At 71.3% G+C, this 23,130-nt stretch carries 20 protein-coding genes; 6 read left to right on the forward strand and 14 right to left on the reverse strand.

The window, feature by feature from the left end; genetic code table 11:
- Nucleotides 1-14: 14 nt before the first annotated feature.
- Entirely contained in the window at nucleotides 15-953 is a 939-nt protein-coding gene (locus AACH10_RS13535; protein ID WP_341410956.1) for a DMT family transporter, read from the forward strand.
- A gap of 12 nt (nucleotides 954-965) precedes the next feature.
- Here AACH10_RS13535 and AACH10_RS13540 read toward each other — a convergent pair whose 3' ends face one another.
- Entirely contained in the window at nucleotides 966-2,927 is a 1,962-nt protein-coding gene (locus AACH10_RS13540) for a B12-binding domain-containing radical SAM protein (RefSeq protein ID WP_341410957.1), read from the reverse strand.
- Between the two features lie 234 nt (nucleotides 2,928-3,161).
- Here AACH10_RS13540 and AACH10_RS13545 point away from each other — a divergent pair, with 234 nt between their 5' ends.
- Nucleotides 3,162-4,841, forward strand: coding sequence for a Na/Pi cotransporter family protein (locus AACH10_RS13545; protein WP_341410958.1), 1,680 nt, complete (start codon nucleotides 3,162-3,164; stop codon nucleotides 4,839-4,841).
- A gap of 38 nt (nucleotides 4,842-4,879) precedes the next feature.
- Complete coding sequence (locus AACH10_RS13550; protein WP_341410959.1) at nucleotides 4,880-5,674, forward strand: enoyl-CoA hydratase/isomerase family protein; 795 nt, start codon at nucleotides 4,880-4,882, stop codon at nucleotides 5,672-5,674.
- A gap of 156 nt (nucleotides 5,675-5,830) precedes the next feature.
- Here AACH10_RS13550 and AACH10_RS13555 read toward each other — a convergent pair whose 3' ends face one another.
- The 4 genes from AACH10_RS13555 to AACH10_RS13570 all read right to left on the reverse strand — a co-directional run bounded on the left by AACH10_RS13555 (nucleotide 5,831) and on the right by AACH10_RS13570 (nucleotide 10,799).
- Nucleotides 5,831-7,189, reverse strand: a complete 1,359-nt coding sequence (locus AACH10_RS13555) for a c-type cytochrome (protein WP_341410960.1) — start codon at nucleotides 7,187-7,189, stop codon at nucleotides 5,831-5,833.
- A complete protein-coding gene (locus AACH10_RS13560) occupies nucleotides 7,189-7,806 on the reverse strand; it encodes a c-type cytochrome (protein ID WP_341410961.1) in 618 nt (205 codons plus the stop codon). Before AACH10_RS13560 ends, AACH10_RS13555 begins: the two co-directional genes overlap by 1 nt.
- A 281-nt stretch (nucleotides 7,807-8,087) precedes the next feature.
- Nucleotides 8,088-9,626, reverse strand: coding sequence for a methyl-accepting chemotaxis protein (locus AACH10_RS13565; RefSeq protein WP_341410962.1), 1,539 nt, complete (start codon nucleotides 9,624-9,626; stop codon nucleotides 8,088-8,090).
- 177 nt (nucleotides 9,627-9,803) lie between these two features.
- Nucleotides 9,804-10,799: a DMT family transporter gene (locus AACH10_RS13570; protein ID WP_341410963.1), complete on the reverse strand. Its 996-nt coding sequence runs from the start codon at nucleotides 10,797-10,799 to the stop codon at nucleotides 9,804-9,806.
- A 156-nt stretch (nucleotides 10,800-10,955) separates the two neighbouring features.
- On the opposite strand from AACH10_RS13570, the gene AACH10_RS13575 reads away from it, so the two are divergent.
- Entirely contained in the window at nucleotides 10,956-11,324 is a 369-nt protein-coding gene (locus tag AACH10_RS13575; protein ID WP_341410964.1) for a carboxymuconolactone decarboxylase family protein, read from the forward strand.
- Here AACH10_RS13575 and AACH10_RS13580 read toward each other — a convergent pair.
- From AACH10_RS13580 to AACH10_RS13620, 9 genes are read right to left on the reverse strand one after another with little or no spacing between them, the layout of a single operon-like run.
- Complete coding sequence (locus AACH10_RS13580; protein ID WP_341410965.1) at nucleotides 11,318-11,548, reverse strand: SlyX family protein; 231 nt, start codon at nucleotides 11,546-11,548, stop codon at nucleotides 11,318-11,320. The genes AACH10_RS13575 and AACH10_RS13580 overlap by 7 nt on opposite strands.
- A gap of 25 nt (nucleotides 11,549-11,573) precedes the next feature.
- Nucleotides 11,574-12,632 carry an Ldh family oxidoreductase gene (locus AACH10_RS13585; RefSeq protein ID WP_341410966.1) on the reverse strand — a complete coding sequence of 353 codons (1,059 nt, stop codon included), beginning with the start codon at nucleotides 12,630-12,632 and terminating at the stop codon, nucleotides 11,574-11,576.
- A 1-nt stretch (nucleotide 12,633) separates the two neighbouring features.
- Nucleotides 12,634-14,229: a UxaA family hydrolase gene (locus AACH10_RS13590; RefSeq protein WP_423228600.1), complete on the reverse strand. Its 1,596-nt coding sequence runs from the start codon at nucleotides 14,227-14,229 to the stop codon at nucleotides 12,634-12,636.
- Entirely contained in the window at nucleotides 14,229-15,092 is an 864-nt protein-coding gene (locus tag AACH10_RS13595; protein WP_341410968.1) for a hypothetical protein, read from the reverse strand. The genes AACH10_RS13590 and AACH10_RS13595 overlap by 1 nt, the downstream gene beginning before the upstream one ends.
- 46 nt (nucleotides 15,093-15,138) lie before the next feature.
- Nucleotides 15,139-16,002, reverse strand: coding sequence for a fumarylacetoacetate hydrolase family protein (locus tag AACH10_RS13600; RefSeq protein ID WP_341410969.1), 864 nt, complete (start codon nucleotides 16,000-16,002; stop codon nucleotides 15,139-15,141).
- A 25-nt stretch (nucleotides 16,003-16,027) separates the two neighbouring features.
- Complete coding sequence (locus tag AACH10_RS13605; protein ID WP_341410970.1) at nucleotides 16,028-16,804, reverse strand: SDR family oxidoreductase; 777 nt, start codon at nucleotides 16,802-16,804, stop codon at nucleotides 16,028-16,030.
- Between the two features lie 50 nt (nucleotides 16,805-16,854).
- Nucleotides 16,855-17,886, reverse strand: coding sequence for an L-idonate 5-dehydrogenase (locus tag AACH10_RS13610; RefSeq protein WP_341410971.1), 1,032 nt, complete (start codon nucleotides 17,884-17,886; stop codon nucleotides 16,855-16,857).
- Nucleotides 17,887-17,892: 6 nt separating this feature from the next.
- Entirely contained in the window at nucleotides 17,893-18,654 is a 762-nt protein-coding gene (locus tag AACH10_RS13615; RefSeq protein WP_341410972.1) for an SDR family oxidoreductase, read from the reverse strand.
- 12 nt (nucleotides 18,655-18,666) lie between these two features.
- The gene (locus AACH10_RS13620; RefSeq protein WP_341410973.1) at nucleotides 18,667-20,412 is read right to left on the reverse strand and encodes an IlvD/Edd family dehydratase; all 1,746 of its coding nucleotides are present in this window, start codon (nucleotides 20,410-20,412) and stop codon (nucleotides 18,667-18,669) included.
- Nucleotides 20,413-20,531: 119 nt separating this feature from the next.
- On the opposite strand from AACH10_RS13620, the gene AACH10_RS13625 reads away from it, so the two are divergent.
- Entirely contained in the window at nucleotides 20,532-21,524 is a 993-nt protein-coding gene (locus AACH10_RS13625) for a 2-hydroxyacid dehydrogenase (protein WP_341410974.1), read from the forward strand.
- A gap of 127 nt (nucleotides 21,525-21,651) precedes the next feature.
- Nucleotides 21,652-23,028, forward strand: a complete 1,377-nt coding sequence (locus AACH10_RS13630; RefSeq protein WP_341410975.1) for an ABC transporter substrate-binding protein — start codon at nucleotides 21,652-21,654, stop codon at nucleotides 23,026-23,028.
- Nucleotides 23,029-23,130 lie beyond the last annotated feature (102 nt).

Raw genomic sequence — 23,130 nt, forward strand, 5'->3', positions numbered from 1 at the left:
GCCCCACCGTCCGCATGTCCGCACCCGAGAAGCAGCACACCCTGCTCGGCATCCTGTTCGTCATTGGCGCGGCCTGCTGCTTCGCCACGATGGACACCACCATCCGCTACGTCGGCGCCTACTTCTCGGTGGCCCTGGTGCTGTGGGCGCGCTACGGCCTGCACGCGGCCATCATGACGGTGTGGATCGCGCTGTCGCGCGCGCACGGTTTCCGCAGCGCCAACCCGATGTTCCAGATCGCCCGCGGCACGCTGCTGGCCTTCTCGTCCACCATGGCCTTCGCGGCGCTGCGGCGCATGCCGGTGGCCGAGTTCACCGCCATCACCATGCTCACGCCGGTGGTGGCCACGCTGATCGCGCGCGTGTGGCTGGGCGAGCCGGTGTCGCGGCTGCGCTGGGCGCTGGTGGTGGGTGGCTTCGTCGGCGCGCTGATCGTCGTGCGGCCGGGCAGCGGCATCATCGGCTGGGCGGCGCTGCTGCCGCTGGCCGCGGCGTTCTCGAACGCCAGCTTCCAGATCATGACCAGCCGCTACGCGCCGCACGAGAACCCGTTCACCACCAACTTCTACACCGGCCTGACCGGCATGACCATCGCCACGCCGCTGCTGCTGGCCAGCGTGGCCGACCCGATCGACACGCTGCTGCAGGCCCCGGCCGAACAGGTGGGGGCGCTGGCGGCCATCGCGGTGCTGGGCACGGCCGGCCACCTGCTGCTGATCATGGCGCTGGGCAAGGCGCCGGCCAGCACGCTGATGCCCTTCCAGTACGTGCAACTGGCCGCCGCCGCGCTGGCCGGCTACCTGGCTTTCGGCCTGGCTCCCGACGGCTGGAGCTGGCTGGGCATGGCCGTCATCGGGGTGTGCGGCGCGGCCAGCGCCTGGCTGAACGTGCGCGCCGCGGCCGACCGGCACCGCCCGGTCAGCGCCGTGCAGGTGGACACGGTGGCCGACTGACGGGCGGCGCGCTCAACCCGCCTCGGCCAGCGCCTTGGCGATGCGGTGGCGCGCCACGCGCGCCTTGGGCACCGGGTGGTCGAACCAGGCGCGCACGTCCTCGTCCAGCCCGATGCCGTGCATGAAGTTGTAGATGGCCTTGCGCAGGCCCACGCCCAGCAGGTCGTGGTCGGTGCCGGTGGGGTCGGTGAAGTCGACGTCGTTGCGCGCGAACACGCGGCCGCCATCGGGCACCGGCAGCGGCTTCAGGCGGATGCCGTAGGCGTCGGGGTCCAGGCCCACCGGTGAATGCACGGTGCAGGCAAAGCGGTGGAAGAAGCCGCTCTGGATGCAGCCCTCGGCAAACAGCTGGCGCACGGTCTCCAGCGCGTCCACCGTCTCCTGCACGGTCTGCGTGGGAAAGCCGTACATCAGGTAGGCGTGCACCAGGATGCCGGCGTCGCTGAAGGCCTTGGTGACGCGCGCCACCTGGTCCACCGACACGCCCTTGTTCATCTTCTGCAGCAGGCGGTCGCTCGCCACCTCCAGGCCGCCGGTCACGGCGATGCAGCCGCTGTCGGCCATGGCCAGCGCCAGCTCGCGGCTGAAGCTCTTCTCGAAGCGGATGTTGCCCCACCAGCTGATGGCAGTGCCGCGGCGCGTCAGCTCGGCGGCAAGCGCCTTCAGGCTCTTGGGTGGCGCGGCCTCGTCGACGAAGTGGAAGCCGGTCTGCCCGGTCTCGGCCACGATCGTCTCGATGCGGTCCACCAGCCGTTCGGCGCTGGCGGCCTCGTAGCGGCCGATGTAGTCCAGGCCCACGTCGCAGAAGCTGCACTTCTTCCAGTAGCAGCCGTGGGCCACGGTCAGCTTGTTCCAGCGCCCGTCGCTCCACAGCCGGTGCATGGGGTTCAGCATGTCCAGCAGCGACAGGTAGCGGTGCAGCGGCAGGCCGTCCCAGGTGGGCGTGCCGGTGTCCTCGAACGGGATGTCGGGCTCAGGCCAGTTCACGTAGTCCACGCGCTGGCCATCTGCGCTGCGGCGGAAGGTGCGCACCAGGCGCTGCGCGCCGCGCTGACCCTGCAGGTGCTCGATCAGCGCCAGCACCGGGCGCTCGCCGGCGTCCAGCGTCACGTAGTCCACATGGTCGAACACGCGTGGCTCGGCCAGCTCGCGCAGCTCGGTGTTCACGTAGCCGCCGCCCAGCGCGATGGCGATCTGCGGATGCCGGGCCTTGATCGTCTGCGCGATGCGCAGCGCCGCGTACACGGCGCCTGGGAAAGGAACGCTCAGCAGCACCAGGCCGGGCTGGTGGCGTTGCACCGCCTCCAGCGTCAGGCGTTGCAGCAGGCGGTCCACCAGCGTGGGCGGCGCGGCCAGCGCCCGGGCCAGCGGCTCGAAGCTGGCCTGGCTCTGCGCCAGGCTCTCGGCATAGCGCACGAATTCGAAGCGCGGGTCGGCGGCGTCCTTCACCACGTCGGCGAGGTCATTCAGGAACAGCGTGGCCAGGTGCTTGGCACGGTCGGTCTGCCCCAGTGCGCCGAAGGCCCAGGCCATCGGATCGCCGCCGTCGGGGTCTTCGTAGACGTCCAGGCTGCGGAATCGCTCGCCCTCGGGCAGGAACTCGCGGCCGGCGATGCGCTGGGCCAGCGTGCCGTCGCGCCCCTGCAGAAAGGCCACGGCCGGGCCGATGGCCGCCCGGTAGCGCGCGAAGTTGGCCAGGAAGAAGGCCACGCGGTCCGAACGCTCGCGCTTGGGCTGGGCTTCGGCCTCGGTCTTCAGCGCATCCAGCCCGTCGGCCGACAGCAGCGCCAGCGCCAGGGCCAGCGCCAGGTCTTCCTGCTGCGCGGCGATGCCGCGGCCGCGCAGAAAGCCGGTGAGGTAGGCCGTGGACGGGTAGGGCGTGTTCAGCTGGGTCATCGGGGCGATGACCGACAGCACGCGCAGGGGCTGGCCGCCGGGGCCGCAGGCCAAGGCGTCGGAAGCAGGCAGGGACATGCCGCGATTGTCTCTGCCCCGGCATGCCCCTGGCCGCCGGGGGCCTGCGGCCGCCAACGTCATGCCACCGCCGGGCCATCGCCGGGCCATCGCCCCGCCAGCGCGGGAATCCCGGCGCTGTTGGCGGCTTCGGCCGCCGGCCGAGCGGCGCACCATCGTCGCCTGGGCGCGTGTGCGCGGCACGGGCCTTGCTGACAACCGGATTTGAACCGCACGCGCTCACCGGGCCCTGCCGTGATCCACCTGCTCAACCTGCTCGCCGCCATCGCCCTGCTGGTCTGGGGCACCTCCCAGGTGCGCACCGGCATGCTGCGCGTGTTCGGCGAGAACCTGCGCGGCGTGCTAGCCCGCAGCTTCGGCAACCGGCCGGCCGCACTGGCCGCCGGCCTGGGCGTGACCAGCCTGGTGCAAAGCAGCACCGCCACCTGCCTGATCGTGGCCAGCTTCGTCGGCAAGGGCCTGGTGCCCACCGCGGCGGCCCTCACGGTGATGCTGGGCGCCGACGTGGGCACGGCGCTGATGGCGGTGGTGTTCTCGTTCGATCTGCGCTGGCTGTCGCCGCTGCTGATCGTGGTGGGCGTGGTGCTGTTCACCTCGCGCCAGACCGCCGCGTCCGGCCCGGCCGGGCGCATCGGCCGGGTGCTGATCGGCCTGGGCCTGATCACGCTGGCGCTGCAGCTGATCGTGGCCGCCACCCGCCCGCTGACCGAGGCGCCCGCCGTGCGCGCGCTGCTGGCCGCCCTGCCGCACGAGGTGCTGCTGGACATGGTGGTGGGCGCCACGCTCACCGTGGCCTGCTATTCCAGCCTGGCCATCGTGCTGCTCACCGCCACGCTGGCGGCGCAGGGCCTGGTGCCGGTGGATGTGGCGCTGGGCCTGGTGCTGGGCGCCAACCTGGGCAGCGGCCTGCTGGCCTGGCTGGCCACCGGGGCCGATTCGCCGGTGGCGCGGCGCCTGCCGCTGGGCAACCTGCTGTTCAAGCTGACCGGCGCGCTGATCGCCATGCCGCTGCTGGGCCCGCTGCTGCCGCTGCTGGCGCAGTGGGTGCCCGATGTGCATGCGCAGGTGGTGGGCTTCCACCTGGGCTTCAACGTCGTGCTGGCGCTGCTGTTCGTCGGCGTCACCGGCCCGGTGGCGGGGCTGGTCGACCGCTGGCTGGCCGAGACGCCCGAGGCCCGCCACCATGCGCGCAACAGTCACCTCGACCCGGTGGCCCTGGCCACGCCCAGCCTGGCCATCAGCTGCGCCGCGCGCGAGGCCCTGCACCAGGCCGACGTGGTGGAGGCCATGCTGCGCGGCGTGCTGCCGGTGCTGCAGAACAACGACCTGGCGCTGGCCGGCCAGCTGCGCGCACGCGACGACGAGGTCGACCGGCTCTACACCGACATCAAGCTCTACCTCACCCGCATCTCGCGCGAGGCGCTGAGCGAACGCGAGGGCCGGCGCTGGACCGACATCGTCAGCTTCACGATCAACATGGAGCAGATCGGCGACGGCATCGAGCGCGTGCTGATCGACATCGAGGACAAGAAGATCCGCAAGGGCCGGCGCTTTTCGGACGCCGGCATGGCCGAGATCTGCCACCTGCACGAGCGCCTGCTGGCCAACCTGCGCCTGGGGATGAGCGTGTTCCTCGACGGCCACGCGCGCGACGCGCAGCGCCTGCTGCAGGAGAAGGCGCGCTTTCGCGAGCTGGAGCATGCCTACGCCGCCACCCACATCGCGCGCCTGCAGGAGCACACGCCCGAGAGCATCGAGACCAGTTCGCTGCACCTGGACCTGCTGAGCGAGTTGAAGCGCATCAACTCGCACATCTGCTCGATCGCCTACCCGATCCTGGAAAGCCGCGGCGCGCTGGCCGACACCCGGCTGCGCCCCAGCCAGCTGGCCGGGCTGGACGAACTGCCGCATTGACGACAGCCCCGGCGGGCCGGCCCCAACACAATGGGCCGATGAACTTCGCCGACTACCAATGCCTGACCTTCGAGCGGCGCGGCCGCGTGCTCACCGTGGCGCTGAACCGCCCCGAGCAGCGCAACGCGGTGAATGCGCGGCTGCACACCGAGCTGTCGCGCCTGTGGCCTGAGCTGCAGCGCGATGCCGACTCCGACGTCATCGTGCTCACCGGCCGGGGCAGCGCCTTCTGCGCCGGCGGCGACATCGACTGGATGCAGCAGCATGTGGACGACCCCGCCAGCTTCGAGCGCATGGCACGCGAGGGCAAGGACATCGCCCTCGGCCAGCTCGACCTGGAAAAGCCGCTGATCTGCAAGATCAACGGCCACGCCACCGGCCTGGGCGCCAGCCTGGCGCTGCTGTCCGACATCAGCGTGATGAGCGACGAGGCGAAGATCGGCGACCCGCATGTCGGCGTGGGCCTGGTGGCCGGCGATGGTGGCGCCCTGATCTGGCCGCAGATCGTGGGCTATGCCAAGGCCCGGCGCTACCTGTTCACCGGCGAACTGCTCCCTGCCGCCGAGGCCGAGCGCATCGGCCTGGTCACCGAGGTGGTGCCGCGCGCGCAGCTCGACGCCCATGTGGACGCGCTGGCCGACCGCCTGGCCGCCGGCGCCACGCAAGCCATGCGCTGGACCAAGATCACCGTGAACCTGCCACTGAAGGCGCTGTTCCACGCCCACTTCGACGCCGGCCTGGCCTACGAATGCCTGTCCAACCGCACCGAAGACCATGCCGAGGCGGTGGCGGCCTTCCGTGAGCGGCGGCCACCGCGCTTCACCGGGCGCTGAACGGCGCCGCCCGGCACGGCCAAAGGCGTTCCCGGAACATCCGCCCGATTGGGGATGGGCACCGTGGACCGGCCACGGCTACGTCACGCTCACCGGCAAGTCCAGCCACAGACCCAAGCCGCCGGGTTGGGCTCGCCCGGCCTGCGGCAGGGCGCGTCAGCGCCCCATGCGCGACACGGCCAGCCAGCCCACCGGCTCGGCCGCGTTGCCCCAGGCCTGGCGCACCCAGCTGGCCACTGCGGCCATCTCGTCGTCGCTGAGGAACTGTGGCGGCATGCCGTGCGGTCGTGGATGCGCCGCCGTGGCCGGCGCAAAGCCCCCGTGCCGCAGCGCCTGCACCAGGTTGGTGGCCGTGGGCAGGTTGACCGAGCGGTTGCCCGCCAGCGCCGGGTAGACGCCCGCCACCCCCTCCCCCTGGGTGCCGTGGCAATCGGCACAGTGCCGGGTATAGAGCTGCTGGCCCAGCGTGCGGCGCGCGTCGTCCAGCGGCGCAGGCCGGGCGGTGTGCGTCGTCGCCGCGGCCGGGCAGGGCAGGGTGGCGAGGTGGGCGGCCACGGCGCGCAATTCGTCCTCGGGCCAGTGCTGGGTGCTGCCGCGCACCACCTCGGCCATCGGCCCGGCCACGGCGTCGGGGCCCGACTGCCCGTCGCGCAGCAGCGCGACCAGCGCCGCGCCGCGCGCCGGCTCGGCCTGGCCCCGGCCGCTCAGGCAGGCCAGCGACGGGGCTTCCCAGTCGCCCATGGGCATCAGCCCGCCGCGCAGCGCAGCGGGGTCGATGCGGCCGCCCAGCACATCGCGCGGGGCATGGCATTCGGCGCAGTGGCCCGGCCCGCGCACCAGCCAGGCGCCCCGATCGGCGCTGGGGCCGGGGGGCGGGGCCGGCTGGTCGGCGGCCGGACGGAAGTACAGCGCGCGCCAGGCCGCCAGCGCCGGCTGGCTGCCGAAGGGCCAGCGCAGCGCATGGTCCGGGCGTGCGGCGGCCACCGGCGGCAGCGTGCGCAGCCAGGCGAACAGCGCGTCGCTGTCGGCGCGGCCGATGTGGGTGAAGCTGGTGTACGGAAAGGCCGGCACCAGGCGCCGGCCATCGCGGCCCCGGCCATGGTGCAACGCGCGCCAGAAGTCGTCGGCGCTCCAGCGGCCCAGGCCGGTGTCGGCATCGGGCGTCAGGTTGCCGGCATACACGGTGCCAAACGGTGTGGCCAGCGCCCGCGCACCGGCATAGGCGGCACCGCCCGGCGCCGTGTGGCAGCCGGCGCAGTTGGCCAGGCGGGCCAGCTGCGCGCCGCGGGCCAGCGTGGCGGCGTCGGCAACGCCCGCGGTGGCGGGCACCGTCTCGGGCAGGCGGTCCAGCCAGGCCACGGCCGCCGCCAGACCGGCCACCGCCAGCAGCGCACCCAGCCCCAGCCGCCGCAGCCCACGGCGCCAGGCGCCGCGCGCCGCTGGCCCGGCGCCCGCGGGCGCAGGCCCCGGCTGCGCGCTCGGCGGTGGCGGCGACGCCGGGGTACCGGTGGCCATCACCGCGCCTCGGGTGCCGCGCCGCAGCGCAGCGGCATCGGGGCCGGCAGGGCGGCCACGGCGCGGTGGTCGGCCGGCATCGGCTGGCGGGTCAGCCAGGCGGCCACTGCGGCCGAGGCTTCCGGGCTCAGGCGTGCCGCCACGTCGTGCATGCAGTCGGGCGCCAGCGCGCGGCGCGTGCCGGCGCGCCAGGCGCCCAGCTGGGCGGTGATGTAGTCGTGCGGCAGGCCCAGCAGGCCGGGCACGGCCGGGGCCACGCCGGTCAGCGCCGCGCCATGGCAGGCCGTGCAGGCGGGCACCCGCCGCGCCACATCGCCCTGGCGCACCAGCTGCTCGCCTTGCGCCAGCAGCGCCGGTGTGGCGGGGCCGGGCTGCGGCGTGGGCCAGGGCAGGTCCAGCGCGGCGAAATGCGCGGCGATCTCGCGCAGGTATTCGTTGCTCAGCGGCGCCAGCAGGCGCGCCATGCCCTCGTGGCGGCGCTGGCCGTCACGGAAGTTCAGCATCTGCCGGTACAGGTAGCCGGCCGGCTTGCCGGCGATGCGCGGCACGAAGGCGCTGCCCACGGCACGGCCCTCCGCGCCATGGCAGGCGGTGCAGGCCAGCACTCGGCGCGCCATCGAGTCGATGGGCGGCAACGCTGCCGGTGCACCAGGCGTTCTGCCCGGTGCCGCAGAGGCCGCTGAGGCCACCGGGGCCGTCAAGGTCATGGGCGCGGCCGCCGGCGCGCCCTGCGCCCAGGCCACCGGCCCGGCGGTCAACAGGCCCCAGACCAGCGCCAGCAGGGGCCAGGCGGCAAGGCGCGCCAGGGCGCCAGGCGGCTGGGGAATCAGGCAACGCGGCAGGCTCATCGATGCCCGGCACTGTAGCGCGCCGGGGGGCGCGGCCTGAGCACTCCCCGTCAGACCCGGTACCCGGCCACCAGGCTGTGCAGGCGCTGCGCCTGCTCCTGCAGGCTGTGGGCGGCGGCGGCGCCTTGTTCCACCAGCGCCGCGTTCTGCTGCGTGGCCTGGTCGAGCGAGGCCACGGCCTGGTTCACCACGTCCAGGCCCTGGCTCTGCTCGGTGGTGGCCACGTTGATCTCGGCGATCAGGCTGCTGACCCGCTGCACGCCCGAGACGATGTCGCCCATGGTGCGCCCGGCGCCCTCGGCCGCCTGCGTGCCCTGCGACACGCGCTCGACCGAGGCCTCGATCAGCCCGCGGATCTCGCGCGCCGCGGCCGACGATCGCTGCGCCAGCGTGCGCACCTCGCCGGCCACCACGGCGAAGCCGCGGCCCTGCTCGCCGGCACGGGCGGCCTCCACCGCCGCATTCAGCGCCAGGATGTTGGTCTGGAAGGCGATGCCATCGATGGTGCCGATGATGTCGGCGATGCGGCGCGAGGCATCCTGGATGCCGGCCATCGTGTCGACCACGCTGTGCACCGCCTGGCCGCCCTGTTGCGCCACCTGCTGGGCCTGCGCGGCCATGTGGTTGGCCTCGGCGGCGGTGCCGGCGCTCTGGCGCACGGTGCCGGCGATCTGCTCCATCGACGAGGCGGTCTGTTGCAGGTGGCTGGCGGTGGCCTCGGTGCGCTGGCTCAGGTCGGCGTTGCCGGTGGCCACCTCGGCGCTGGCCACGCGGATCGATTCGCTGCTGTCGCGCACCTGCTGCACCAGCTGGCGCAGGGCCTCCTGCATGCTGGCCATCGCATCGTTGAGGCGGCCGACCTCCGAGCGCTCGCCCGTGGCAGCCAGGCGCTCGCCCAGATCGCCGGCCGCGATGCGCTGGGCACTGGCCTCCAGCCGGGCCAGCGGCACGCTCAGCGAGCGCGACAGCAGCACGCCCGAGCCGGCGGCCACCAGCACCGCCAGCAGCACCGCGCCCAGAAACACGGCGCGCGCGAAGGCCAGGTCCTCGTGCACCTTGGCGCCCACATCCTTGGCCCGGTTCTGCTGGAAGCTCACCACCTCGCGGGCCACGCCCATGTACTCGTCGGCGGTCTTCTTGAACTCCTCGCCGATGCTGGCCACCTGCGCCGGGTTGCCGCGGGCGGCCAGCAGCCGCTCGCGCGTGGCCAGGTAGCGCTTGCGCACATCGGCCAGGCGCTCCTGGCCGGCCCGGCCCTCGGGCGTGGTCTCCAGTTCGGCGTAGCGCTTCTGCACCTCGGTCGTGCGCGCGGAGGTGGCCTTGATCTTGTCCTCGAAATGCGCCTTCAGCCCGTCGTCGGCGCTCAGGCCCAGGGCGAGCGCGCGCTGCGAGTTGGTGGCGATGGCCTCGCGCCATTCCTGGGCCAGGGCCAGGCGTTCGGCCTGCTCGGTGACGAGGTTGCGGATCGAGGCTTCGGTGGAGGCCAGTTGCGGCAGCGTGACGGCGATCACCGCCAGCAGCACCGCCAGCACCAGGCCGTAGGCCAGCGCGACGCGTTGGCCGATGCGCCAATGGTTCAAAAATGACATGGAAAGGCCCTCGCGGGACAGTCAGGACAACAGGTTGCAGGATCTGACCCTCGTCCCGCTGTGACTGCCCCGCGAGGCCGATGGCCATGGGGGTATATCGGCCGCCGCACACGGAAATGGAGCATCCCGGCGCAGCGCCCCAACCGCGGTCAGGGTCTTGACCGGCCCGTGGCGCGGTCAGGGACTGCCGCGCGCCTCGGCTTCGGCCTCGATCTCGGCCTGGGCTTCGGCCTCGCGCGCGGCGCGCTGGCGGCGCTGCGACTCACGCCGCGCCAGCCACACCGTGGCCGCGCTGATCACCGTGCCGCCCAGCAGCGTGGCGGCGCTGGGCACGTCGGAAAACAGCAGCCAGCCCATCACCGCCGACCACACCAGATCCAGAAAGCGCGCCGACTGCGTGGCCGAGATGTCGGCGGCGGCAAAGCCGCGGGTCAGGCAGTAGTGCCCGGCACTGCCCAGCACGCCGCACAGCGCGAACAGCGACCACTGCGCCGTGCTCAGCCCCTGCCAGTGCCACAGCGCCAGCGGCAGGCTGATGATGGACACGGTGATCGACTGCCACACCAGGATCACGCTGGCCGTCTCGTACCGCGTCATGGCCTTGGTGAGCAGGAACGAGCCGGCGAACACCGGCGCCGAGGCCAGCATCACCAGGTGCCACACCCCGCCCGATCCCGACAGCTTGGGGCCCACGATGATCAGCACGCCGGCAAAGCCCAGCAGCGTAGCCACCCAGCGTTCCCAGCGCATCGGCTCCTGGAAGGCCAGGCGGGCGCCGATCATGATGAAGATCGGGCCGGTGAAGCCGATGGCCGTCATGTCGGCCAGCGGAATGCGCGGCAGCGCCGTGAACCACAGACACAGGCCCAGCGTGTGCACCAGGCCACGGGTGAACTGCGCGCCGACATCGCGCGGCCGGTAGGCGGCCAGCCCGGCCGGCAGCACGACCGGCAGCAGCACCAGCAGGCCGAAGAAGTACCGCAGGAACTGCGCCTGGAACGGGTCGATGTGCAGCGTCAGGCCCCGCATCAGCGCGTTGAGCATGCTGAAGATCAGCCCCGAGCTGCTGATCCACAGCAGGCCGCGGGTGGTGGGGCTCCAGTGGGCGGTGCGGGCGGTGGCGCGGCTGACGGCGCGTTCGATCGGGGCGCGGCAGCGCGAGACGAGGTTCATCGGAGGGGACGGCTGCCGCCCGTCGGCGGCCCTGCGGCAGGGACCATCGAGCGTCGGCGATCGAAGGCCTTGCGCGCTGTCAAGCGGGGGACAGATGGGGCACCCGCCTGGTCACCCGCCAACCTATCATCCACGCATCCACATACCCCACCCGGCATGACGATGAGCAAGAACTACCCGGAGATCACGCGCGAGGTCTCGGCCCTGATGGCCAAGCTGCGCGCCGACACGCCCGACACGCTGCGCGGCTTCTCGGCCCTGGCCCAGGCGGCCGGCAAGGCCGGCGTGCTGGACCGCAAGACCAAGGAACTGATCGCGATGGCGCTGTCGGTGTCCGCGCGCTGCGACCCCTGCCTGGGCTTCCATGCCGAGGCGCTGGTCAAGCTGGGCTGCAGCCGCGCCGAGTTCGAGGAGATGCTGGGCATGTGCGTGTACATGGGCGGCGGCCCGTCGCTGATGTACGCCGCCCACGCGCTGCAGGCCTACGAGCAGTTCGGCGGCGAGACCGCGCCCTCGGCTCAATAGTGCGGAGGCAGCTCGTCGCGCAGGCTGCGGAACGGTGGCTGGCCGGCGTCGCCGCTGGCGGCCTGGCTGCGCAGCGCCAGCACCTCGCGCACCAGCGCGTCGATCTGCGCCTGCTGGCGCACGATCACCTCGTTCAGGCGGTCGAGCGCGTCCTCGGTGAAGCTGAGCTTGATCTCCAGCTCGGTCAGGCGTTGGTCGGTCGGGTGGGTCAGGTCATCGGGCATGGCCCGATTGGACACGATGCGCGGGCTACAGCGGCGCCGCGACGCCCAGCCGCTGGCTCCAGACCCGCATCTGCTCGGCCAGCGCCGGCTCGATCGGGATGCCCTCGGCGCGGCGCTGCGCGTCGTGGTCACGCTCGGGATCGCCGGGCATGCGCGGGCTGCCGGGCTCCAGCGCCAGCTCGCCAGCCAGCTGCGCCACCACGGCGGCCAGCATCGCACCACCGGCAAAGCGCGCCGGCTCGATGACGATGAAGAAGGCGCCGATGCGCCGCGGCGCATCCAGGTCCTTGAACATCGGCGGAATGTGGGCGCCGAAGGGGGCGCCGTTCAGCGGGCCGCACAGCAGGTCGACCATCAGCGCCATGGCATAGCCCTTGTGGCCGTACTGCTCGCCGCCCAGCGGCGTGACAGCGATGGCCGCATCGGCATCGGTGGTCGGCTGGCCGTGGGCGTCGATGGCCACGTCGGGCGGCAGCGGATGGCCCTCGCGCCGCGCGTTCATCACGCGGTTCCACGGAATCGACGTGGTGGCCATGTCCAGGCAGGTGGGTTCGGCCCCCGCGCGCGGAAAGGCGATGCTGATCGGGTTGGTGCCGAAGTAGGGCCGCGTGCCGCCATGCGGCGCCGCGATGCTGTCGGCATGCGTGAATGCGAAGGCCACGAAGCCCTGGCGCGCCGCGGCCCGCGTGTACAGGCCGATGGCGCCGCAGTGCGACGAATCGTTCACCCCCACGGCCGCGACGCCGTTCTCGCGCGCGATCTCCATGGCCAGCCGGTTGGCCTTGTGCGCCACCACGATGCCCTGGCCGGCATCGCCGGCCACCTGGGCGGTGCAGGGGCCGCTGCGCGTGATCTGCAGCTGAGGCCGGGCCTTGATCGAGCCGCGCGTCAGCCGGTCGAGGTAGTGCGTGAGGCGCGCGATGCCGTGGCTGTCCACGCCCCACAGGCTGGTCTGCACCAGGCTGTCGGCGAGCTCGGCGGCATCGTCGGCCGGCATGTCCACGGCCTGCAGGCAGGCGGTGGCCCAGGTGCGCAGCGTGTCGTGTGGAACCGGAACGGATCCGGCAGCAATCGGATGGCTCATGTCACATCACCGCGCCCAGTTGCCAGGGCACGAATTCGTTCTGGCCGTAGCCATGGATCTCGCTTTTGGTCTTCTCGCCCGAGGCCGCGGCCAGCATCATGCGGAAGATGCGCTCGCCGGCCTCGTCGACCGTCTCGCCGCCGTCGACGATGTCGCCGCAGTTGATGTCGATGTCCTCGGCCTGGCGCGCGTACAGCGCGTTGTTGGTCGACAGCTTCAGGCTGGGGCTGGGCGCGCAACCGTAGGCCGAGCCACGGCCGGTGGTGAAGCAGATCAGGTTGGCGCCGCCCGCCACCTGGCCGGTGGCCGACACCGGGTCGTAGCCCGGCGTGTCCATGTAGACGAAGCCCTGCGCCGTGACCGGTTGGGCGTATTCATACACATCCACCAGGTTGGTGGTGCCGCTCTTGGCGATGGCGCCCAGGCTTTTTTCCAGGATGGTGGTCAGCCCGCCGGCCTTGTTGCCGGCCGAGGGGTTGTTGTCCATCTGCATCTGGTTGCGGGCGGTGTAGGCCTCCCACCAGGCGATGCGCCGCGTCAGCTTGTCGGCCACCTCGGCGCTCACGGCGCGGCGGGTCAGCAGGTGCTCGCCGCCGTAGATCTCCGGCGTCTCGCTAAGGATGGCCGTGCCGCCGTGGCGCACCAGGCGATCGACCGCAGCGCCCAGCGCCGGGTTGGCGCTGATGCCGCTGTAGCCGTCCGATCCGCCGCACTGCAGGCCCACCACCAGGTGCCGCGCCGGCACCGGCTGGCGCTGCACGCGGTTGGCCTCGGGCAGCATGGCCTTCACCAGCTCGATGCCGCGGGCCACGGTCTTGGCCGTGCCGCCGGTGTCCTGGATGCTGAAGGCGGCCAGCTTGGCGCCTTCCTGCAGGCCCTCCTGCGCGATCAGGCCCTGGATCTGGTTGGTCTCGCAACCCAGGCCCACCACCAGCACGGCGGCGAAATTGGGGTGCTTGGCATAGCCGCCCAGCGTGCGGCGCAGCACCTGCAGTTCCTCGCCGTCGCTGGCGGTGGCGCAGCCCATGCCGTGGGTGAGCGCCACCACGCCGTCGACGTTGGGGTAGTCGGCCAGCGCCTCGGGCTTGATGTCGCGGCGGAAGTGGTCGGCGATGGCGCGTGCGGCGGTGGCCGAACAGTTCACGCTGGTGAGCACGCCGATGTAGTTGCGCGTGGCCACGCGGCCCTTGCGCCAAGGTTCATCGCGCACGATGCCCATGAACGTGGCCGGCTCGGCCACGTAGGCGGTGGGCGTGGCGGCGGCGCCGGGCTCGTGCGCGCGCTCGAAGGCGCTGAAGGCCAGGTTCTGCGTGTGCACATGTTCGCCGGGCGCGATGTCGCGCGTGGCCGTGCCGATGATCTGGCCATAGCGGCGCACCGGCTCGCCCTGGCGGATGGCGCGGGTGGCCAGCTTGTGGCCCGGCGGCACCAGGCCGGCCACGGTGACGCCCTCGGCCGGCAGCGCCGTGCCGCCCACCAGCTGCTGGCGGGCGATGACGACGTTGTCGTCGGGATGGATGCGGATGACGGGGGGAACGCTCACGCGAAGCACCTCGGTTCGGTCAGAAGGGGGAGAGGGCGCCGGCCGCGGCGCCATCAGCGCCGGGCCTGCGCCTGCACGGCGTCCCAGGCGGCGGTCTGCAGCGTGCGCACCAGGGCGGGGTCGAGGCCGGCGGTGTAGCCCAGGCCCACCGGGCTCTTGCCCCACAGCGCCGCATAGGTGGTGCAGGCGGCCAGGTAGGTGCCGGCCAAGCTGGGATGGCGCTTGTCGGGCGCATACAGCTGCACGGCAGGGTCGAGCGCCAGCGCACGGGCGAAGGCCAGGCCGGCCGGGATGACCTGGGCACCATTGGCCTTGCCGGCGGCGGTGTACTGGGCCGCCAGCGCCTCGGTCATGTCGGGCTTGTCGGCGTAGGCCCAGGACATGAACAGCACCGGGCGGATGCCGCGCTCGCGCAGCAACGTGGCGTTCTTCTTCACGGTGTCATGGAAGGCGCCCTGCAGCTGCGGGTGCACGGGGCACTGGCTGCAGTCCATCATCACCACGCTGTCGAACTGCCGGCCCGGCGGATTGAAGCGGATCTCGTTGTCGCCCACGAAGGAGTAGCGGCCCAGCCCGCCCGGCCGCAGCAGCGACGGCAGGTCGTGCCAGTCGAGGCCCGAGCCGCTGATGGTGGACGAGACGCCGCGCACCCGCACGCCGCCCGAAGCCGCCAGCAGACCCACATGGCCGTGCAGGCTGTTGTTGTAGTAGAAGAAGCTGTTGCCCACCCACAGCATCGACTGCGGCGGCCCGGAGGCCGCGGGCTCGGCCGTCGCGGGCGCGGGCGCGCTCGACGCCCCGCCGCCCGGCACGGCGCAACCCTGCATTCCCAGCACCAGGGCCAGGGCAGCCAGCAGACCGCCGGCCCCCCACAGGCGCCGGCCCCGGCCGGAGGTACAAGCGGTCGATGGCGTCATGCGGGCCTCCTGCGTCCAGTTCGTGCGGCGGTGGGCAACCACGGGCTCAGGCGTCGATCAGCGCCGGATCCCAGGCGTACACGGTCTGCTGCTGCTCGCCCAGCTTCTGGATGCCCAGGCGCATCACGTCGCCCGGCTTCAGGAACACCGGCGCCGGCTTGACGCCCATGCCCACGCCCGGCGGCGTGCCGGTGGTGATCACATCACCGGGGTTCAGCGTCATGAACTGGCTGACGTAGCTGACGATCTTGGCCACCGTGAAAATCATCGTCTTGGTGTTGCCGTTCTGGTAGCGGTGGCCGTTGACCTCCAGCCACATGTCCAGGTTCTGCGGGTCGCCCACCTCGTCGGCCGTCACCAGCCACGGGCCGATCGGGCCGAAGGTGTCGCAGCCCTTGCCCTTGTCCCAGGTGCCGCCGCGTTCGATCTGGTACTCGCGCTCCGACACATCGTTGATCGTGCAGTAGCCGGCCACATGCTTGAGCGCATCGGCCTCGTCGACATAGCGCGCGCGGGTGCCGATCACCACGCCCAGCTCCACCTCCCAGTCGGTCTTCTTCGAGCCCTTGGGCAGCACGACGGCGTGGTTGCAGCCCACGGCGCTTTCCACCGTCTTCTGGAACACGATGGGCTCGGCCGGGATCGGCAGGTTCGACTCGGCGGCGTGGTCGGCGTAGTTCAGGCCGATGGCGATGAACTTGGTCATGCCGGTGAAGGGCACCTGGTACTCGCCCAGCGGCACCACGGGCAGGGTGTTCACATCCACGCTGGCCAGCGCCGCCAGCGCCGACGGCGACAGCGTGGCCGGGGTGATGTCACCGATCAGGCCGGACAGGTCACGCACCTGGCCCTGGGCATCCATCAGGCCGGGCTTGGGGTTGGCGCGGGGGCCGTGGCGGAGGAGTTTCATGCTTTGTGCTTTCTGTCGAGAGAGTTCAGTTGCTCCAGCCGCCGTCGATGACTTGAGCGGTGCCGGTCGTGAAGGAAGATTCGTCACTCGCGAGATAGACCGCCAGCGCGGCGATCTCGCTGACCTTGCCCAGGCGGCCCATGGGCTGGCGGGCCACGAAGGCGGCTTCCACCTGTTCCAGCGTCTGGCCGCTGGCGGCGGCCTGGGCGGCAATGCGGTCGCGCAAGCTGGGCGACTCCACCGTGCCCGGGCAGATGGCGTTGCAGCGCACGCCCTGGGTGATGAAGTCGGCGGCCACGGCCTTGGTCAGGCCGATGATCGCTGCCTTGGTGGTGCCGTAGATGAAGCGGTTGGGCGCGCCCTTGATGCTGCCGGCCACCGAGGCCACGTTGATCACCGAGCCACCCACGCCGCCCGCCTTGGCCCGCGCCAGCATCGCCGGCACGAAGGCCTGGATGGTGCGGAACATCGAGCGCACGTTCAGCGTGACGGCCATGTCGAAATCGGCCTCGGTGCACTCCAGCACAGTGCCGGCATGCACGAAGCCGGCGCCGTTGAACAGCACGTTGACGTCGGTGTGTGCCGCGGCCAGCGCGCGGATGGCGTCGGCATCGGTCACGTCCAGGCGCTGCACGCTGTGCCCCGCGCCCAGCTCGGTGGCCAGGCTGTCCAGCAGCGCCTGGTTGATGTCTGTCGCGATCACGCGCGCGCCCTCGGCCGCGAAGGCCAGCGCGGTGGCGCGGCCGATGCCCTGGCCGGCGGCGGTGACGAGGGCGGTCTTGCCCGCAAGTCGGGAAGTCATGCTGTGGTCCTGTGCAAGGGAAGAGGAGAGAGAGAAAACGGTGCGCCGGCTTAGGCCTCGGCCACCAGCTGCACCTTGGTGCTGCGCGTCTTGTCCAGCGCCAGATCGAAGGCCTCGCGCGCCTTGGACAGCGGCAACTGCGCGGTGATCAGCGGCCGCACGTCCACGCGGCGGCTGCGGATGGCCTGCACCGCCCAGTCGAAGGCCAGGTGCGCGCGGAACACACCGCGGTAGTCCAGCTCGCGGGCCATGATCTTGTTGGCCGGGAACGCCACCTCGTCGGGCAGCGTGCCCACCTGGATGATGCGGCCGCCGCGCTTCGTGACGGTCAGGCAGCCCAGCAGCGCGCCGGGATGACCGGCACATTCCAGGCTGACATCGGCCACATCGGCCAGCGTGGCCAGGTCCACCTGGTCGCTGCGCAGCACCTCGTCGGCGCCGCACTGCAGTGCCACCTCCAGCGCACGCGGCTGCACATCGGCCACGATGATGCGCGCCGCACCGGCCAGGCGTGCGGCCAGGGCCGTCATGCAGCCGATGGTGCCGCCGCCGGTGATGAACACCGTCTCGCCCAGCACCGGGCCGGCGCGGTGGATGGCGTGCAGGCCGATCGACAGCGGCTCGGCGCAGGCGATCTCGCCCAGGCTGATGTGATCCTCCGTGATCGGTGTGAGCTGCGCCTCGCCCAGCACGAAGCGCTCACGGAACATGCCCTGCGCATGCGGGAACACGCTGGCACTGCCGAGAAAGAACATGCTTCGGCACAGGTTGCCGCGGCCGGCGCGGCAGTAATCGCAGCGGCCGCAGGCGTGCGAGGGGTTGCAGGCCACGCGGTCGCCGGGCTTGACCCGCGTGACGGCCGAGCCGATGGCATCCACCACCCCCGAGGCCTCGTGGCCCGGCACCAGCGGCTGGCGCACGGTGAAGGCGCCCACGCGGCCGTGGGTGTAGTAATGCAGGTCGGATCCGCAGATGCCACCCGCGCCCAGGCGCAGCCGCACATCGTGCGGGCCGAGCTCGGGCGGGGCTTCGTCGATCAGGCGCAGGTCATGCGCGGCGTGGATCTGGCAGGCCAGCGTCATGGTGTCTCAACCCCGGCCCACGAAGGGCATCTTGGTGGCCATCACGGTGGTGAACAGCACGTTGGCGCTCAGCGGCAGGCGGGTCATGGCCATGAAGGTCTCGACCAGCGAGGACATGTCCATGCGCGCCTCGGGGCGGATGCTGCCGTCGGGCTGCGGCACGCCGGCGGCCATCTTCAGGGTCATGTCGCTGGCCACGTTGCCGATGTCGATCTGGCCCACGGCGATGTCGAAGTTGCGGCCGTCCAGCGCGGCGGCGCGGGTCAGGCCCGAGACCGCATGCTTGGTGGCCGTGTAGGCGATGGTGCCGGGGCGCGGCACATGGGCCGAGATCGAGCCGTTGTTGATGATGCGACCGCCCTGCGGTGCCTGCGTCTGCATCAGCTTGAAGGCCGCCGACAGGCAGAAGAACATGCCGTGCAGGTTGACATCGACCGCGCGGCGCCATTCGCTGGCCGACAGGTCGCCGGGCAGCGTGTTGGGCAGCGACACGCCGGCGTTGTTGAACAGCAGGTCCAGCCGGCCGAAGCGCTCGCGCACGGTGTCGAACAGCTGCGCCACGGCCACGTCGTCGCTCACATCGCAGGGCAGGGCGTGGGCGCGGCTGGCGGCCTCACCGGCGGCGGCGGCCGTTTCAGCCAGCGCATCGGCGCGGCGGCCCACCAGGGCCACGGTCCAGCCCTCGGCCAGCAGGGCCAGGGCGCAGGCGCGGCCGATGCCGCTGCTGGCGCCGGTGACCAGCGCGTACTTGTTATGGGCAATGCTCATGGATGGCAGGAGTTAGTGGTTGTCCTTCGGGACGAACGCGCCGCGCTTGCCGCGCAGGAAGTCGAGGTCGACCCCTTCGTCGGCCTGCAGCACGTGGTCGATGTAGAGCTTCCAGTAGCCGCTGTCCAGCGGCGGCGTGGGCGGCGCCCAGTGTGCGCGGCGGCGCTCCAGTTCAGCGTCGTCCACATGCAAATGCAGGCTGCGCGCCTGCACATCCAGTGTGATCAGGTCGCCGTTCTGAACCAGAGCCAGCGGGCCGCCAGCCGCGGCCTCGGGCGCGGTGTGCAGCACCACGGTGCCGTAGGCGGTGCCGCTCATGCGTGCATCGCTGATGCGCACCATGTCGGTGATGCCCTTGCGCAGCACTTTGGGCGGCAGCGGCATGTTGCCCACCTCGGCCATGCCGGGATAGCCCTTGGGGCCGCAGTTCTTCAACACCAGGATGCAGGTCTCGTCCACATCCAGGCTCTCGTCGTCGATGCGGGCGTGGAAGTCGGTGCTGTCCTCGAACACCACGGCGCGGCCGGTGTGCTTCATCAGCTCGGGCGTGGCGGCGCTGGGCTTGATGACGGCGCCGCGCGGTGCCAGGTTGCCGCGCAGCACGGCGATGCCGGCGGCCGGCTTGAACGGCTGCGCCATGGTCTTGATGACGCGGGCGTCGTAGTTCTCGGCCGTGCCCACGTTCTCGGCCACGGTGCAGCCGTTGGCCGTCACGGCGTTGGCATGCAGCAGGCCGGCCTCCAGCAGCTGGCGCATCACCACCGGCAGGCCGCCGGCGTAGCAGAAGTCCTCCATCAGGTGCTCGCCGCTGGGCTGCAGGTTCACCAGGCAGGGCAGTTCGCTGCCCAGGCGGTCGAAGTCGTCGATCGACAGCGGCACGCCCAGGCGGCCGGCGATGGCGATCAGGTGGATCACGGCATTGGTGCTGCCGCCGATGGCCGCCAGCGTGCGGATGGCGTTCTCGAAGGCCTCGCGGGTCAGGATGCTGGACAGCTTCTGGTCGGCATGCACCATCTCGACGATGCGGCGGCCGGCGTTGCGCGCCAACACATTGCGGCGGCCATCCACGGCCGGGTAGGCGGCATTGCCGGGCAAGCCCACGCCCAAGGCCTCCACCATGCTGGCCATGGTGCTGGCGGTGCCCATAGTCATGCAGTGGCCGTGGCTGCGGTGCATGCAGCTCTCGGCCTCGAAAAAGTCCTGCAGCTTCAGCGTGCCGGCGCGCACCTGCTCGCTCATGCTCCACACGCCGGTGCCGCTGCCCAGTTCCTGGCCGCGCCACTTGCCGTTGAGCATCGGGCCACCGCTGACGCCGATGGTGGGCAGGTCGACGCTGCCGGCGCCCATCAGCAGGCTGGGCGTGGTCTTGTCGCAGCCCATCAGCAGCACCACGCCGTCGATCGGGTTGCCGCGGATGCTCTCTTCCACGTCCATGCTGGCCAGGTTGCGGTAGAGCATGGCCGTGGGGCGCAGCAGGGTCTCGCCCAGGCTCATCACCGGAAACTCGAGCGGGAAGCCGCCGGCCTCGTACACGCCGATCTTCACCTGTTCGGCCAGCGTGCGGAAGTGGCTGTTGCAGGGCGTCAGCTCGCTGTAGGTGTTGCAGATGCCGATGACCGGGCGGCCGTCGAACTGGTCGTGCGGCACGCCCTTGCCCTTCACCCAGCTGCGGTAGGCAAAGCCGTCGCGGTCCTGGCGGCCGAACCATTGCTGGCTGCGCAGTTCCTCGGGGCGTTTCTTCTTCGGTGCGTCGCTCATCGTCTTCTCGCTGGGTTCTCGTTTTCCCGGGCGCCTGGCCCGGAGCGGTCGAGATACTATGGTATGACGATTGAGGCGAACACCCGTAGAACCCCCGAGACAGCCCTGGAGCCCCGCCCTTGACCCCCGCCACCTCCCATCCGGCCGACGCGTCCCTGCCCGAGATCCTGTCGGTCACCCGGCTGTCGCCGCTGCTCGAGCCACGGCTGCGCGCCGCCTTCACCGTGCATGACCGCGTGCACGAATCCGACGCGGCCGCCTTCGCCGCCGTGGCGCCGCGCATCCGCGGCATCGCCGCCAGCGGCGACAGCAAGGTCAGCGCCGAACTGATCGCCCAGCTGCCCGCGCTGGAAGTCATCTCGGTGATGGGCGTGGGCTACGACGGCATTGCGGTCGAGGCAGCCAAGGCCCGCGGCATCACCGTCACGCACACGCCCGACGTGCTGAATGACGACGTGGCCGACCTGGCACTGGCCCTGATGCTGGCGGCCGCACGCCAGATCCCCGCCGCCGACCGGCATGTGCGCAGCGGCGCCTGGGCCGAGAAGGGCGCCCTGCCGCTGGCACGAAAGATGAGCGGCGCACGGGTGGGCATCGTGGGCATGGGCCGCATCGGCCAGGCCATCGCCAGCCGCGCCGCGGCATTCCACATGGCCATCGCCTACACCGCGCGCTCGGCCAAGCCGGCCTTGCCCTACCGCTACCTGCCCAGCCCGGCCGCATTGGCCGCCGAGAGCGACTTCCTGGTCGTCATCACGCCCGGCGGCGCGGGCACGCGCCATCTGATCGATGCCGAGGTGCTGGCCGCGCTGGGCCGCAGCTCACCCGAGCGGGGCATCCTGGTCAACGTGGCGCGCGGCTCGGTCGTCGACGAGGCCGCGTTGATCACCGCGCTGGAGCAGGGCGTGATCGCCGGCGCGGGCCTGGACGTGTTCGAGGACGAACCGCGCGTGCCCGAGCGCCTGCGCGCCCTGCCGCAGGTGGTGCTGGCGCCGCACATCGGCAGCGCCACCACCGCCACCCGGCAGGCCATGGCCGACCTGGCCTACGGCAACCTGGCCGCGCATTTCGCTGGCCAGCCCCTGCTGACGCCGGTGCCCGAGTGCCGCTGAGCCGGCCGGCCCACGGGTAAGCCCCGAAGCCTGCCCTCGTCATTCATCATACGATCACACCATGGTCGGAGAGCTGCCGGCCAGCACAGCCCAGCCCTGCCTTCGACAGGAACAAGGAGACCTCACGATGCATGCCAAGACCTGGATCACCGGCGCACTGATCGCTGCCGGCCTGATCTCCGCCGCCCCCGCCTTCGCGCAGCAGACCCTCACCGTGTGGTGGAACAAGGGCTACTACAAGGGCGAGGACGACGCGCTGTTCGCCGCCGTGAAGGCCTTCGAGGACAAGACCAAGAGCAAGGTGGCGCTGTCGCTGTACGCCCCGCAGGAAATCATTCCCAAGAGCGTGGCCGCGCTGGACGCCGGCAACCCGCCCGACGTGGCCTATGGCGACGTGTACGACTTCCAGGTCACGGCCAAGTGGGCCTACGACGGCAAGCTGGAAGACCTGAGCTCCATCATCGACCCGCTGCGCGCCAAGTTCGAGCCGCAGGCCCTGTCGACCACCTTCCTGCTGAACAACGCCGACGGCAAGCGCGCCTATTACGCCTTCCCGATCAAGCAGCAGACCATGCACATCCAGTACTGGAAGGACATGCTGGGCGAAGCCGGCTTCAAGGAAGCCGACATCCCCAAGACCTGGAAGGAGTACTGGAGCTTCTGGTGCGAGAAGGTGCAGCCGGCCTATCGCCAGAAGACCGGCTCGCGCGGCTACGCCACCGGCTTCCCGATGGGCGTGGACTCCAGCGACGCGTTCTATTCGTTCCTGACCTTCATGGACGCCCACAACGTCAAGCTGGTGAACGACTCCGGCAAGCTGCTGGTCGATGACCCGGCCGTGCGCCAGGGCCTGATCAACGCGATGACCGACTACACCTCGGTCTACACCAAGAGCTGCACGCCGCCGTCGTCCACCAGCTGGAAGGACCCGGACAACAACGTCGCCTTCCACAACAAGACCATCATCCTGACCCACAACGCCACGATCTCGATCGCGGCCAAGTGGCTGGACGACAGCGTGAACCCCACGCTGACCGACGCCCAGCGTGCCACCGCCAAGAAGAACTACGGCGAGAACATCGCCACCGCCGCCTTCCCGGCCAAGCCCGACGGCAGCAAGATGCAGTACCGCGCGGCCGTGAAGACCGGTGTGATCTTCAAGGAGGCCAAGAACAAGGCCCTGGCCAAGCAGTTCGTGGCCTTCATGCTCGACGAGAAGAACCTGACGCCGTATGTCGAGGGTTCGCAGGGCCGCTGGTTCCCGGTGACCAAGGCCGCGCAGGAAAGTGCCTTCTGGAAGGCCGACCCGCACCGCCAGACGGTCTACAACCAGTTCAAGAGCGGCACCGTGCCCTTCGAGTTCACCAAGAACTACAAGTTCACCGTGCTGAACAACGAGAACGTCTGGGCCAAGGCCATGAACCGCGTACTCAACGAGAAGGTGCCGGTGGACAAGGCCGTCGACGAGATGATCGCCCGCATCAAGGCGGTGGCCAGCAACTGAGTCCCCGCCCGGCATCGCCAGACGCCGCATCGCCGGCGCCTGGCGGCCGGGGCGCTCTGCCGGCCGGCCCGCCGTGAAGGGGCTGGTCCGACCCCTGGAAGG

Origin of the sequence: Pseudaquabacterium inlustre, assembly GCF_038066595.1 — a bacterium.
In the GTDB taxonomy this organism is placed as follows: domain Bacteria; phylum Pseudomonadota; class Gammaproteobacteria; order Burkholderiales; family Burkholderiaceae_C; genus Pseudaquabacterium; species Pseudaquabacterium inlustre.